This window comes from Pseudomonas sp. 22189 (assembly GCF_052045635.1).
GTDB lineage: Bacteria > Pseudomonadota > Gammaproteobacteria > Pseudomonadales > Pseudomonadaceae > Aquipseudomonas > Aquipseudomonas parakoreensis.
Window position 1 is genome coordinate 39297 of record NZ_JBQEPG010000003.1, and the last position, 14016, is coordinate 53312.

Sequence of the window (14016 nt, forward strand, 5' to 3'; positions counted from 1 at the left end):
GAGCTTGCGATCGTGTGATTTCCCAAGAATTGGCGGGGATCCATTCGCGAGCAAGCTCGCTCCCACAGGGATCTCGGGTGTTCACAGAATCTGTGATTCACGCCGGAAACTGTGGGAACGAGCTTGCTCGCGAAAGCTATATCAAGGCTGTATCAACGAAAGCGATCAACCTCGGAACGCAAGTCCGCCGCCAGTTTCTCCAGCTCTTTAGCCGTAACAGCCAGGTTCGACACAACCTCACGCTGCTCGCTGTTGGCCAGCGCAATACTCTGCAGATTGCTGCTGAGCAACGTCGCCGTGCTGCTCTGCTCCTGCGTCGCCGTGGTAATCGCCGCAAACTGCTGCCCTGCCGAACGGCTCTGTTCATCGATCCGCGCCAGCGCCGACGCCACATTGGCGTTGCGCGACAGGCCTTCCTGCATCAGCACATTGCCCTGCTCCATGGTGCTGATGGCGTTGCCGGTTTCCTGCTGGATGCTGTGGATCATCCCGGAAATTTCATCGGTCGCCTGACGGGTGCGCGACGCCAGGTTACGCACTTCATCGGCCACCACAGCAAAACCACGGCCCTGTTCACCGGCCCGCGCCGCTTCAATCGCCGCGTTGAGCGCCAGCAGGTTGGTCTGTTCGGCAATCGAAGTGATCACACTGACGATACCGCCAATCTCCTGAGAGCGCTGACCCAGCGTGTTGATCACGGACGCCGTGGTGTTCAGCGCGCCAGCGATTTGCTCCAGCGAGGACGAGGCTTCTTCCATCGAGCTGCGACCGATCTGCGTTTGCTGGGCATTTTCCTGCGCCAGACGCTGAGTCGCGCCCATGTTGTCGGCAATGTTCAGCGAAGTGGCGCTGAACTCTTCCACCGCGCCGGCCATGCTGGTGATTTCGCCGGACTGCTGTTCCATGCCTTCATACGCACCACCGGACAAACCGGACAGCGCCTGGGCGCGGCTGTTGACCTCTTGCGAAGCGCGGCGGATGTGCTCGACCATGGTCGACAGCGCCTGGCTCATCTGGTTGAACGCGCGGGACAGCTGGCCGATCTCGTCATTGCTCGATACGTTCAGGCGCACGCTCAGATCACCGGCGCCCAAGGCTTCGGCCTGACGTACCAGATCGCTCAATGGCGCCAGTTTGCTGCGCAGCAGCCAGACCACCGAACCGACCGCCAACAACATCGCCAACAGACTGCCGATAGCCAGTTGCGTACCGACGCTCCAGGTCACCGCGCGGATCTCGGTTTTCGGCATGCTCGCCACCACCGACCACGGCCCGCCCTCGAACGGAACAGCAATGCTGTAAAAGTCTTCAGAGGTGTCGCTCCAGAACTCACCCTTGCCCGGTTTCGCCGCCAGCCCCTTGATCACCGGAACGGCCTGATCCAGCGCTTGCACGCCGGCCGGCGCCACCAGCCATTTATTCTGCTCATCCAGCAGCGCCAACGAACCAGTCTGGCCGATGCGGAAACGCTTGAGATTGGCAAACTGGGCGTTCTGCGCATCGGTGTAGTCAAAACCAACGAACAACACCGCAATCACCTTGCCGCTGCCGTCGCGCACCGGGGTGTATTGGGTCATGTAGGAACGATCGAACAACAAGGCACGGCCGACGTAGCCCTGCCCCGCCATCAACCTGGCATAGGCGGGGTGCGCATGATCGAGCAAAGTGCCGATGGCGCGCGTGCCGTCCTGTTTGGTCAGCGAGGTGCTGACGCGCACGAAATCTTCGCCGCTGCGCACGAACAGCGTGGCGACACCAGCGGTCATCTGCTTGAACTCGTCGACTTCCTTGAAGTTGTTGTTCAGCACTTCACTGCCCAAGTGCAGGCCCGGGGTCTGGGTGCCGGCGACGTTCACCGGTTCATCCGGATGAATGCTCAGGCCCGCGCTGAAGCGCTTCTCGAACAACCCGCTCAGGCGCTGCGTGCTCTCGCGCAGCGTGCCGTGGAAGGTGCTCAACTGGTCAGCCAGCAGCCGCGCCTCACTGGCGAGGTGTTCCTCACGGGTGGCGAGATTGGCGGAATCCAGCGAACGCAGGGCGAATACCGTACTGCCGCTGATGACGATCGCCAGTATCACAGCGAGCGCGAGGCCCAGCTGCGAAGCGATCCGAGCGCGAGGTTGAGACATGAACAGCTCCTGGCCGAGCCACCGGATCCTCCTTGATCGCAGCACCTGCTCGGAAAATTCTAATAATGGGGGTGGAATCGTGGAGACCGGCACGACGGTCCCACATGCTCATTTTCGGCGGTCAAACCGAATACTTGAGTAAATAGCGGGGTTATGGCGCAAGGCCGGCATTGTGGCGGCTCTAACGTTTCAGCTCAAGCGCTTGACCTGCGGCAGCGACATGGCGCGCACTTCGCCTTGCAGAAAATCACTGAGGCGGCGCAAACGTTCACCTCCCGGACGGGTTTTCGGCCACACCAGGTAGTAATTCAGGCCACTGGCGACGGCAGTCGGCCACGGCAGGCTCAAGCGGCCCTGCGCCACATCCTCGGCGACCATCAGCAGATCCCCCATCGACACCCCATAGCCTCGGGCGGCAGCGATCATGCCCAGTTCGAGGGTATCGAACACCTGCCCGCCCTTGAGCGAGACCTGATCGGACAGCCCCATGTGCTCCAGCCAACTGCGCCAGTCACGCCGGTCCGGGGTCGGGTGCAGCAACTCGGTGGAGGCCAGCCGCGCCACGTCCCAGGGTTGATCGTTCAGCAGGTTTGGCGCGCCGACCGGGATCAGTTCTTCGGGAAACAGCAGGCTGGCCTCCCAGTCCGGCGGGAAGTGCCCGTCACTGAGCAGTACCGCGCAATCGAATGGCTCATTGTTGAAATCCACCGAATCCACGTCCATCCACGCACTGGTCAGTTGCACTTCGTTGCCCGGTTGCAGGTGGCGGAAACGACTGAGTCGCGCCAGCAGCCAGCGCATGGTCAGGGTCGATGGCGCTTTCATGCGCAGGATGTCGTCCTCGGCGCGCAAGGTGTTGCAGGCGCGTTCAAGGGCTGCAAAGCCCTCGCGAATGCCGGGCAACAACATCCGCGCCGATTCCGTCAGTTGCAGGTTGCGTCCGCTGCGGTGAAACAGCTTGCAGGCGAAATGCTCTTCCAGCGTCTTGATGTGCCGGCTGACGGCACTCTGGGTGATCGACAACTCCTCGGCCGCCCGGGTGAACGAGCTGTGCCGCGCCGCCGCTTCGAATGCGCGCAGGGCATACAAGGGTGGAAGACGACGGGACATACACAAAGCTCCTTTGGCGGCATCCGGCCACCCCGGCGAGGTTTACTCATGATGAGTTTTAATCATGCCACCCATCCTTTTTATCCTTTTGTGCAAACCTTTCCAAGCGCCGAGAATCGACGGTCTCTTGTTCCCTTTGATTGATGGGTGGTGATGACCATGCAGCATCCTGTGCGTACCGAACTCTGGGCCATCCTGCGGCTGGCGGGGCCGTTGATTGCTTCACAGTTGGCGCACATGCTGATGGTGCTGACCGACACGCTGATGATGGCGCGCCTGAGTCCCGAGGCGCTGGCCGGTGGCGGACTGGGCGCGGCAAGTTATTCGTTCGTGTCGATTTTCTGCATCGGCGTGATCGCGGCGGTCGGCACCCTGGTGGCGATCCGTCAGGGCGCCGGTGACATCATCGGTGCGGCCCGCCTGACTCAGGCCGGGCTGTGGCTGGCGTGGCTGATGGCGCTCGGCGCCGGGTTGCTGTTGTGGAATCTGAAACCGGTGTTGCTGCTGTTCGGCCAGACCGAAACCAACGTCAACGCCGCTGGACAATTTTTGATCGCTCTGCCCTTTGCCCTGCCCGGCTATCTGAGCTTCATGGCCCTGCGCGGCTTTACCAGTGCGATTGGGCGGGCGACGCCGGTGATGGTCATCAGCCTCGGCGGCACCGTGGCCAACTTCCTGCTCAATTACGCATTGATCACCGGGATGTTCGGCCTGCCGAAACTGGGGCTGACCGGCATCGGCCTGGTCACGGCAATCGTTGCCAACTGCATGGCGCTCGCGCTGGCCTGGCACATCCGCCGGCACCCGGCCTACGACGCTTACCCGTTGCGCGCCGGCCTGTCGCGGCCAAATCGTCAGTATCTGAAAGAACTGTGGCGACTCGGCCTGCCGATTGGCGGCACCTATGCCGTGGAGGTCGGTTTGTTCGCCTTCGCCGCGCTGTGCATGGGTACCATGGGCAGCACGCAACTGGGCGCACACCAGATTGCCCTGCAGATCGTTTCGGTAGCGTTCATGGTGCCGGCGGGGATGTCCTACGCGATCACCATGCGCGTCGGCCAGCACTACGGCGCCGGGCAATTGAGCGATGCACGCCTGTCCGGCCGGGTCGGGATCGTCTTCGGTGCAGTGGTAATGCTCGGTTTCGCCATGGTGTTCTGGCTGTTGCCGAATCAACTGGTCGGGTTGTTCCTCGATCACCACGACCCGGCGTTTGCCGAAGTCATTCGCCTGGCAGTGAGCTTGCTGGCGGTGGCGGCATGGTTTGAACTATTTGACGGTACGCAGACGATTGCCATGGGCTGTATCCGTGGACTCAAGGACGCAAAAACCACGTTTCTGGTCGGCCTCGGCTGTTATTGGCTGATCGGCGCGCCAGCGGCGTGGTGGATGGCGTTCCACCTGCATTGGGGGCCGACGGGCGTCTGGTGGGGTCTGGCGCTGGGTCTGGCGTGTGCGGCGGTGAGCCTGACGCTGGCGTTTGAATGGAAGATGAAGCGGATGATCCGGCTGGAGCCTGTGTCACAGAGGTTTGAGGCCGTTCGCGCAGATTAGGATCAAAAGATCGCAGCCTTCGGCAGCTCCTACAGGGAATTGTGTAGGAGCTGCCGCAGGCTGCGATCTTTTAAACGGCCTCCACAGAAACCTGCTGGCTTGAGCCAAACGTCAGGTACTCAACCAACTCCGCCAACGGCAACGGCCGGCTGATCAGATACCCCTGCACCTGGTCGCAGCCAAAGCCGCGCAACAACTCCAGCTGTTCCGGTGTTTCAACCCCTTCGGCCACCACTTCCAGATGCAGGTTGTGCGCGAGGTTGATCATCGCGTGCACCAGTTTGCGGTTCTCTTCGCGCTGTTCCATGCCGCCGACGAAGCTCTTGTCGATCTTCAGCAAGGTGATCGGCAGGCTGTTGAGGTGCACGAACGACGAGAACCCGGTGCCGAAGTCATCCAGCGAGAAACGCACGCCGAGACGGCCGAGGGCGTCCATGGTCTGTTTGACCAGATCGCTGCGGCGCATCACGGCGGTTTCGGTGAGTTCGAATTCCAGCCACTGCGCCTCGACCCCACGCTCGGCAATCAGCCGACTGAGCGTCGGCAGCAACTGACTGTCCTGAAACTGGCGGAACGACAGGTTGATTGCCATGTGCAGCGCAGGCAGCCCGCGCTCGCGCAGCGCCTGCATGTCACGCAGGGCGCGGGAAATCACCCAGTAACCCAGCGGCACGATCAAACCGCTTTGTTCAGCGAGCGGCACGAATTCGCTCGGCGGCAGCAGACCACGCTCGCCATGACGCCAGCGCACCAGCGCTTCAAGGCCGACGATTTGCCCGTCCGCCAGATTCAGGCGTGGCTGGTAGTGCAACTCCAGCTCATCACGACGCAAGGCCCGGCGCAGTTCGCTTTCGAGGTCGGCCATGCTCCGCGCGTTGCGATTGATGCGTTCGTTGAAGATATGGAAGGTGCAACCCTGGGTGCTCTTGGCCTGCTGCATGGCAATGTGCGCGTGCCACATCAGCGGATCGGCGCCACCTTGTGCGCGGGCGTGGGCGATGCCGAGGCTGGAGCCGATCAACAGGCTTTCGCCATCGACCCAATACGGTTCGGACAAGGCTTCAGTGATGCGTTCGGCCATCCACTCGGCGCGTTGTGGCGCACGGCGGGTGTCGATCAGCAGGGCAAACTCATCGCTGCCCAGGCGGGCCAGTTGATCACCGGCCTCGAGCTGACTTTTCAGCCGCGCAACGACCTGCAGGATCAGCCGGTCGCCGGCCTGATGGCCGAGGGCGTCGTTGGCGTGACGGAAGTTGTCGAGATCCAGATGCCCCAGGGCCAGACCGCGACCGTCGTTTTCCGCCAGGCGCGCCGCGAGCAGGGTCTGGAAGCCCTGGCGGTTGGCGATGCCGGTCAGCGGATCCTGTTCGGCGAGGCGTTGCAGGGTGTTTTCCAGCACGCCGCGCTCACGCACATGGCGCAAACAACGACGCAGCATGCCGGCGTCAAGCGCGTCGAACACCAGCCAGTCACTGACACCCACCGGCGCGGTGGCGGGTTCGTGCTCCAGCAGCAACACCGTCGGCAGGCTGCAACGGCCCGGGGCCGGCTGCAACGCGGGAACGGTCAATAACACCGCATGGCGATTGTCTTCGAACAGACTGCTGACCGACTCCCAGCTCGGCGCGCAGATCAGCACCGCCGCGCTCCCCATCGGAGCCAGACACTCGCGCAATAACGCTGTCCACGCTGGCTCTTCGGCCAGTAGCAGCAAACGCAAGGGTTCGACAGGCGTAGACAAGCTAGCTCCCTAGACTCTGCAATGATGTGGGCGGGGCATTATGCCGTTGCGATGTTCAATGACAACGATTATCAGAACGTTATTTTGTGTCACGAATGAGAACATTAGCCGCAAAATCACCGTGTATCCTCCGCGAAAGTAACAAAACCGGCAAATTTGAATCGCGTGGTGCGTCACAAGTCGGAGAGAGCAGCACAAATCGCTGAGCCTGTTAAAATACCGGCCCATTTCGTCAACGACTCCCGAATTTTCGTATGTCCCGACTCAATCCCCGGCAGCAAGAAGCCGTGAACTACGTCGGCGGCCCTCTATTGGTGCTCGCCGGCGCTGGCTCCGGCAAGACCAGCGTGATCACGCGCAAGATCGCGCACCTGATCCAGAACTGCGGCATCCGCGCCCAGTACATCGTCGCCATGACCTTTACCAACAAGGCTGCGCGCGAGATGAAGGAGCGGGTTGGCACCCTGCTGCGCGCCGGTGAAGGTCGCGGCCTGACGGTCTGCACCTTCCACAACCTGGGCCTGAACATCATCCGCAAGGAGCATGCGCGGCTGGGCTACAAACCCGGTTTCTCGATCTTCGACGAGACCGACGTCAAAGCCCTGATGACCGACATCATGCAGAAGGAATACGCAGGCGACGACGGCGTCGACGAGATCAAGAACATGATCGGCGCCTGGAAAAACGACCTGATCCTGCCGGCCCAGGCGCTGGAAAACGCGCGCAATCCCAAGGAACAGACCGCTGCCATCGTTTACACCCACTACCAGCGCACGCTCAAGGCGTTCAACGCGGTGGACTTCGATGACCTGATCCTGCTGCCGGTAAAGCTCTTCGAAGAGCACGCCGATATTCTCGAAAAGTGGCAGAACAAGGTGCGTTACCTGCTGGTCGACGAATACCAGGACACCAACGCCAGCCAGTACCTGCTGGTGAAGATGCTGATCGGCAAGCGCAACCAGTTCACCGTGGTGGGCGACGACGACCAGTCGATCTACGCCTGGCGCGGCGCGCGGCCGGAAAACCTGATGCTGCTCAAGGACGACTATCCGTCGCTGAAAGTGGTGATGCTGGAGCAGAACTACCGCTCCACCAGCCGCATCCTGCGCTGCGCCAACGTGCTGATCTCGAACAACCCGCACGAATTCGAAAAGCAGCTGTGGAGTGAGATGGGCCACGGCGACGAGATCCGCGTGATCCGCTGCCGCAACGAGGACGCCGAAGCCGAGCGCGTGGCCATGGAAATCCTCAGCCTGCACTTGCGTACCGACCGCCCGTACAGCGATTTCGCGATTCTCTATCGCGGCAACTACCAGGCCAAGCTGATCGAACTGAAGTTGCAGCACCACCAGGTGCCGTATCGCCTGAGCGGCGGCAACAGTTTCTTCGGGCGTCAGGAAGTGAAGGACCTGATGGCCTACTTCCGCCTGATCGTGAACCCGGATGACGACAACGCCTTCCTGCGGGTGATCAACGTGCCGCGCCGGGAAATCGGCTCCACGACGCTGGAAAAACTCGGCAACTACGCCACCGAACGCAAGATCTCGATGTACGCCGCCACCGACGAAATCGGTCTGGGCGAGCATCTGGACAGCCGCTTCACCGATCGCCTGTCGCGCTTCAAGCGCTTCATGGACAAGGTCCGTGAACAGTGCGCCGGCGAAGACCCGATCTCGGCCCTGCGCAGCATGGTCATGGACATCGACTACGAGAACTGGCTGCGCACCAACAGCTCCAGCGACAAGGCTGCGGACTACCGGATGAGCAACGTCTGGTTCCTGATCGAGGCCTTGAAGAACACTCTGGAAAAAGACGAAGACGGCGAGATGACCATCGAAGACGCCATCGGCAAACTGGTCCTGCGCGACATGCTCGAACGTCAGCAGGAAGAAGAGGACGGCGCCGAAGGCGTGCAAATGATGACCCTGCATGCGTCCAAGGGCCTGGAATTCCCTTACGTGTTCATCATGGGCATGGAAGAGGAAATCCTCCCGCACCGCTCCAGCATCGAAGCCGACACCATCGAAGAGGAGCGCCGCCTGGCCTACGTGGGCATCACCCGCGCGCGTCAGACCCTGGCCTTCACCTTCGCTGCCAAACGCAAACAGTACGGCGAGATCATCGATTGCGCGCCCAGCCGCTTCCTCGATGAACTGCCGCCGGACGATCTGGCGTGGGAAGGCAACGACGACACACCGACCGAAGTCAAAGCCGTGCGGGGCAACAGCGCACTGGCTGATATACGCGCGATGTTAAAGCGCTAGAATTGACCACTTTTTACTAGACCTTCGGCGCACAAAGCGCCAAATGAGGACAGCTTCATGGAAGCATTGCACCAGAAAATCCGCGAACAAGGCATCGTGCTTTCCGACCAGGTCCTGAAGGTCGACGCCTTCCTGAACCACCAGATCGACCCGGCCCTGATGAAGCTGATCGGCGACGAATTCGCCACGCTGTTCAAGGATTCGGGCATCACCAAGATCGTCACCATCGAAGCCTCGGGCATTGCCCCGGCGATCATGACCGGTCTGAACCTCGGCGTGCCGGTGATCTTCGCCCGCAAGCAACAGTCCCTGACCCTGACCGAAAACCTGCTGTCGGCGACCGTTTACTCGTTCACCAAGAAGACCGAAAGCACCGTGGCCATCTCGCCGCGTCACCTGACCAGCAGCGATCGCGTGCTGATCATCGACGACTTCCTGGCCAACGGTAAGGCTTCGCAGGCGCTGATCTCGATCATCAAACAGGCTGGCGCCACGGTTGCCGGTCTGGGCATCGTGATCGAGAAGTCATTCCAGGGTGGGCGTGCCGAGTTGGACTCGCAGGGCTATCGCGTTGAATCGCTGGCTCGCGTGAAGTCGCTGAAGGATGGCGTCGTGACCTTCATCGAATAACGGCTGAAAGACGCAAGTACACCGCAATTCCTGTGGGAGCTGGCTTGCCAGCGATGGCGACCTATCCTTCAACATCCACGTTGACTGATACACCGCCATCGCGGGCAAGCCCGCTCCCACAGTTTTTTTGTCGTTTTTTATTGCGCGGTGGCCTTCAGCCCGGTGAGCAGCAGGCGCTGGAACAGGTCTTCCTTCAAGCCTTCCGGGTTGGTCAGCTGCATACGTTCAAGGTGTTCGGGGAACGTCGAAGCCTCCGGCGCATCCAGCGCAGCCTTGCCCAATTCCAGAATCTCGCTCAGCTTGAACTTGCTCTTCAGCCAGTTCAGCGCTCGCAGCAGATCGCGCTCGATCGCGGTGAAATCACAACCCAGCGGATACTCCGGAAACAGGTTCGGATGCTTTGCGGCAATGGCCTGCAAGCGTTGCGGGGTGTTGTCGGCAAATCGCGGATCGAGGCGGAAGTCCTTCGGCAGCTTGCCGACCTTCTGTGCCTGCTCGATCAACCCCGGCTGGAAGCGCGAATCGCTGATATTGAGCAACGACTCGATCACCACCGCATCGGCCTTGCCGCGCAGGTCGGCGATGCCGTACTCGGTGACCACGATGTCACGCAGGTGCCGTGGAATCGTGCAGTGGCCGTACTCCCAGACAATGTTCGAACTGACCTCGCCGCCGGACTCGCGCCAGCTGCGCAGGATCAGAATCGAGCGTGCATCGTGCAGCGCGTGGCCTTGGGCGACGAAGTTGTATTGCCCGCCAACCCCGCTGAGCACCCGCCCGTCCTCCAGTTGATCGGCCACGCCCGCGCCCATCAGGGTCATGGTGAACACGGTGTTGATGAACCGGGCATCGAGGCGCTGCAAGCGCTTGAGCTCTTCCTGACCGTACAGCTCGTTGATGTAGCTGATGCGGGTCATGTTGAACTCGAGGCGCTTGCTCTGCGGTAACTCGCGCAGGCGCTCATAGAAACTGCGCGGGCCGAGGAAAAAGCCGCCGTGCACCGAGATGCCATCGGTCTGCGCCGACTCATCAAGGGTGCCGGCGTTGGCCTGCTCTTGCGTCTGAACGTCGGGGTAGACCTTGCGCCGGATGATTCCGGCATCGGCCAGTACCAGCAGACCGTTGACGAACATTTCACTGCAGCCATACAGGCCCTTGGCGAATGGCGCGGTACCGCCCTCGCGCTCGATCAACTGCGCCCACTGGCTGAGATTGATGTCATCGAGCAACGCTTGGTAACCGGCGTTATCTGCCTGCCGCGCCAGCAGTGCGGCGGTCAGTGCATCGCCCATCGAGCCGATGCCGATCTGCAACGTACCGCCGTCGCGCACCAGCGTGCTGGCATGCAAACCGATGAAATGATCCTGAAAGCCCACCGGCATGTTCGGCGTGGAAAACAGCGTGCTGCTGTCCTTTGCGTCGATCAGCAGGTCGAAGGTGTCGATATCGACTTCGGCATCGCCGGGCATGTACGGCAGGTCGGTGTGCACCTGACCCACCAGCAAAATGGTCTCCCCGGCATCGCGGCGCTTGGCGATCATCGGCAGCAGGTCAAGGGTGATGTCCGGGTTGCAACTCAGGCTCAACCGATCGGGATGTTCGCTGCTGCTGGCAAGTAACTGCGCCACCAGATTGAGGCCGGCGGCATTGATGTCGCGGGCGGCGTGGCTGTAGTTGCTGCTGACGTAATCCTGCTGGGCCGGTGCGCTGTTGAGCAGGCTGCCGGGCTGCATGAAGAACTGTTCGATACGGATGTTGGCGGGCAGGCTGTCACGCTGCAGATCGGCGAGGAAATCGAATTCGGGGTAGTCGCCGAACACGCGCTCAACGAAGGGTTCGATAAAGCGCTTCTGCAGACCGTCGCCCAGTGTCGGGCGCCCCAGGCACAGCGCGGTGTACATCGTCAGTCGCCGTTCGGGCAGGCTCTTGATGCGCCGGTACAGCGCGTTGACGAAATGATTGGGCTTGCCCAGCCCCAGCGGCATGCCCATGTGGATATGCGCCGGCAAGCGTACGAGCACCTCGTCCACTGCCTGTTCGATCGAACACAACTGCACCATCTGAAGCCTCCTGCCCGTTCCGTGAATAGAGGTAGACCGAGCTTGCCTCGACTTTGCTGCAAAGGACAGCCCACGTCGCGAATCGCAGGCACAAAAAAACCGTCCGAAGACGGTCTTTTTCGTCAGAAGCGCGGCTTATTTCAGGCCGGACATCTTCTGGATCGCGCCTTTCAACTCGTCATCCGAGCAATCGGCGCAAGTGCCTTTCGGCGGCATGGAGTTGATGCCGGTGATGGCCTTGGCCAGGATGCCGTCGAGGCCGCCCTGATGATCGGCGCGGTCTTTCCAGGCGGCGGTGTCACCGATTTTCGGTGCGCCCAACAGGCCAGTGCCGTGGCAAGCGTTGCAATGTTTTGCAATCACTTCATCCGGGGTCTTCGCACCACCGCCGCCGCCCGCAGAGGCAGCGACTTCCATTCCTTTGCATTCCTGCCCCTGAACGCACACCTGGCCCACTGGCTCGAGGCGCTTGGCAATGTCGTCATTCGTCGCAGCTTGAGCGCTGACAGCCCAGAGGGCCAGTACGGTTGCTGGTGCGGCCAGCATTTTCATAATTAGGTTCACGCGTTCACCCTCAATGGTGGCTATTCACGCCTGCGGCCACGGTTCGCAGGCGGGCGCAAGTATAGCGGGTAGCCCGCCACACTGAAACAACCCCATAGTCGAAGGGGTTATACCGCGCAGTGGAAAAACTCTTCGGATGCCTTCGACGTCATGGCCTGGCGCCTCTGTGTTTAAAAATTCGCCGGCGTGGCTGCGCTGATTAGTCGCGCAGGCGCGTCGAACGGATTACGGAAACGATGCGGCTTGGTACTTTCAAAATAGTAGCTGTCGCCGGCTTCGAGAATAAAAGTTTCCAGCCCCACCACCAGTTCCAGACGACCTTCCACCAGAATCCCGGTTTCCTCGCCTTCATGGGTGAGCATTTCTTCGCCGGTATCGGCGCCGGGCGGGTAGATTTCGTTGAGGAATGCGATGGCCCGACTCGGGTGCGCGCGGCCGACCAGTTTCATGGTCACCGCGCCGTCGGAGATGTCGATCAGCTCGTTGGCCTTGTAGACGATCTGGGTCGGGACTTCCTGCAGGATTTCTTCGGAAAAGAACTCGACCATGGACATGGGAATCCCGCCCAGTACCTTCCTCAGCGAACTGATCGAAGGGCTGACGCTGTTCTTTTCGATCATCGAAATGGTGCTGTTGGTGACGCCCGCGCGTTTGGCGAGTTCACGCTGGGAAAGCCCTTTGAGCTTGCGGATCGATTGCAGTCGTTCACCGACGTCCAAGGCGGGAGCCTCCTGATGTTGTAAGAATATTGAGCGTTATCATGGCGACAGCGTTCAGTATTTACAACACTTGGCCCCCGCAGCGGCGTCAACCCTCGGAATAGAGCCTTGGCACCCGACGCAGGTTGCAGAAGATCTGGTACGGAATGGTGTCCGCCCACTGCGCCACTTCGCTGGCGAGGATGTTTTTGCCCCACAGCTCGACGGTCGAACCGAGGTCGGCTTCCGGCACCTCAGTGAGGTCGATGCACAGCATGTCCATCGACACGCGACCGAGAATCCGGCTGCGTTTACCGGCCACCAGCACTGGCGTGCCGGTCGGTGCCTGACGCGGGTAGCCGTCGGCATAGCCCATGGCGACCACGCCGATGCGCATCGGTTTGTCAGTAATGAATTTGGCGCCGTAGCCGATCGGCTCGCCGGCGGGCAATTCACGCACGCAGATGACTTTCGATTCGAGCGTCATCACCGGTTGCAGGCGCTCGGCCACGGCGTTGGCTTCTTCGAACGGCGTTGCGCCATAGAGCATGATGCCCGGGCGTACCCAGTCGCTGGGGATCTGCGGCCAACCGAGCACCGCCGGCGAATTGCGCAGGCTGACTTCGGCCGCCAGGCCCTGACGCGCCGCCTCGAACACCGCCACTTGATCGGCGCTGCTCTGCTCGTGCAACTCATCGGCACGGGCGAAGTGACTCATCAGCACGATCTTCGCCACTTTGCCGCTGGCCAGCAGGCGTTGATAGGCCGCCGCGTAATCCTTCGGATGCAGGCCCACACGGTGCATCCCGGAATCGAGCTTCAACCACACGGTGATCGGTTTGCTCAATGCCGCCTGCTCGATGGCTTCGAGCTGCCACAACGAATGCACCACGCACCAGAAATCATGCTCGACGATCAGCGCCAGTTCATCGGCTTCGAAAATGCCCTCGAGCAACAACGTCGGGGCCTTGATGCCCGCCGCGCGCAGCTCCAGCGCTTCTTCGACGCAGGCGACGGCGAACCCGTCGGCCTCGGCTTCCAGCGCCTGGGCGCAACGCACCGCGCCGTGCCCGTAGGCATCAGCCTTGATCACCGCCAGCGCCTTGGCGCCGGTGACTTCGCGGGCAATTCGGTAGTTGTGGCGCAGGGCTTCTAGGTCGATCAGGGCACGGGCAGGACGCATGGCGGCAGACTTCTAGGCGGTCATGGGAATAAAAACCGGCGCTGGCTGACGGCGTGAACCGCCAACAGCGCCGGGAGAGGGAT

General features: G+C 61.3%; 10 protein-coding genes. 3 read left to right on the top strand and 7 right to left on the bottom strand.

The window, feature by feature from the left end; all coding sequences use genetic code 11:
• Positions 1-152: 152 nt before the first annotated feature.
• Together ACTJKS_RS03530 and ACTJKS_RS03535 are read right to left on the bottom strand one after the other, a co-directional pair.
• A complete protein-coding gene (locus tag ACTJKS_RS03530; RefSeq protein WP_108184186.1) occupies positions 153-2129 on the bottom strand; it encodes a methyl-accepting chemotaxis protein in 1977 nt (658 codons plus the stop codon).
• A 189-nt stretch (positions 2130-2318) separates the two neighbouring features.
• Positions 2319-3239 (bottom strand): LysR substrate-binding domain-containing protein, encoded by a 921-nt coding sequence (locus ACTJKS_RS03535; RefSeq protein ID WP_041071969.1) that lies wholly within the window; start codon positions 3237-3239, stop codon positions 2319-2321.
• 159 nt (positions 3240-3398) lie between these two features.
• On the opposite strand from ACTJKS_RS03535, the gene ACTJKS_RS03540 reads away from it, so the two are divergent.
• Complete coding sequence (locus ACTJKS_RS03540; RefSeq protein ID WP_262948661.1) at positions 3399-4793, top strand: NorM family multidrug efflux MATE transporter; 1395 nt, start codon at positions 3399-3401, stop codon at positions 4791-4793.
• A 70-nt stretch (positions 4794-4863) separates the two neighbouring features.
• On the opposite strand, the gene ACTJKS_RS03545 is transcribed toward ACTJKS_RS03540, so the two are convergent.
• Positions 4864-6534, bottom strand: coding sequence for a putative bifunctional diguanylate cyclase/phosphodiesterase (locus ACTJKS_RS03545; protein ID WP_262948663.1), 1671 nt, complete (start codon positions 6532-6534; stop codon positions 4864-4866).
• Between the two features lie 254 nt (positions 6535-6788).
• Between ACTJKS_RS03545 and rep the strand changes: the two genes are divergently transcribed.
• Both rep and ACTJKS_RS03555 read left to right on the top strand, forming a co-directional pair.
• Positions 6789-8798, top strand: coding sequence for a DNA helicase Rep (gene rep, locus ACTJKS_RS03550; RefSeq protein WP_262948665.1), 2010 nt, complete (start codon positions 6789-6791; stop codon positions 8796-8798).
• Between the two features lie 57 nt (positions 8799-8855).
• A complete protein-coding gene (locus ACTJKS_RS03555; protein ID WP_003229440.1) occupies positions 8856-9428 on the top strand; it encodes a xanthine phosphoribosyltransferase in 573 nt (190 codons plus the stop codon).
• Between the two features lie 137 nt (positions 9429-9565).
• On the opposite strand, the gene ACTJKS_RS03560 is transcribed toward ACTJKS_RS03555, so the two are convergent.
• The 4 genes from ACTJKS_RS03560 to alr form a co-directional block, all read right to left on the bottom strand.
• Positions 9566-11488: an acetyl-CoA hydrolase/transferase C-terminal domain-containing protein gene (locus ACTJKS_RS03560; RefSeq protein ID WP_262948668.1), complete on the bottom strand. Its 1923-nt coding sequence runs from the start codon at positions 11486-11488 to the stop codon at positions 9566-9568.
• Positions 11489-11623: 135 nt separating this feature from the next.
• A complete protein-coding gene (locus tag ACTJKS_RS03565; RefSeq protein ID WP_041071964.1) occupies positions 11624-12040 on the bottom strand; it encodes a c-type cytochrome in 417 nt (138 codons plus the stop codon).
• A gap of 182 nt (positions 12041-12222) precedes the next feature.
• Complete coding sequence (locus ACTJKS_RS03570; protein WP_007920393.1) at positions 12223-12771, bottom strand: cupin domain-containing protein; 549 nt, start codon at positions 12769-12771, stop codon at positions 12223-12225.
• Between the two features lie 88 nt (positions 12772-12859).
• Positions 12860-13933, bottom strand: a complete 1074-nt coding sequence (alr, locus tag ACTJKS_RS03575; RefSeq protein ID WP_108184191.1) for an alanine racemase — start codon at positions 13931-13933, stop codon at positions 12860-12862.
• Between the last annotated feature and the right edge of the window lie 83 nt (positions 13934-14016).

Bases quoted from the DNA above. Each gene is read 5' to 3' on its own strand.
- ACTJKS_RS03555 (WP_003229440.1), top strand. From the start codon at position 8,856: ATGGAAGCATTGCACCAGAAAATCCGCGAACAAGGCATCGTGCTTTCC.
- alr (WP_108184191.1), bottom strand. From the start codon at position 13,933: ATGCGTCCTGCCCGTGCCCTGATCGACCTAGAAGCCCTGCGCCACAAC.
- ACTJKS_RS03535 (WP_041071969.1), bottom strand. From the start codon at position 3,239: ATGTCCCGTCGTCTTCCACCCTTGTATGCCCTGCGCGCATTCGAAGCG.
- ACTJKS_RS03565 (WP_041071964.1), bottom strand. From the start codon at position 12,040: ATGAAAATGCTGGCCGCACCAGCAACCGTACTGGCCCTCTGGGCTGTC.
- ACTJKS_RS03530 (WP_108184186.1), bottom strand. From the start codon at position 2,129: ATGTCTCAACCTCGCGCTCGGATCGCTTCGCAGCTGGGCCTCGCGCTC.
- ACTJKS_RS03540 (WP_262948661.1), top strand. From the start codon at position 3,399: ATGCAGCATCCTGTGCGTACCGAACTCTGGGCCATCCTGCGGCTGGCG.
- ACTJKS_RS03560 (WP_262948668.1), bottom strand. From the start codon at position 11,488: ATGGTGCAGTTGTGTTCGATCGAACAGGCAGTGGACGAGGTGCTCGTA.
- rep (WP_262948665.1), top strand. From the start codon at position 6,789: ATGTCCCGACTCAATCCCCGGCAGCAAGAAGCCGTGAACTACGTCGGC.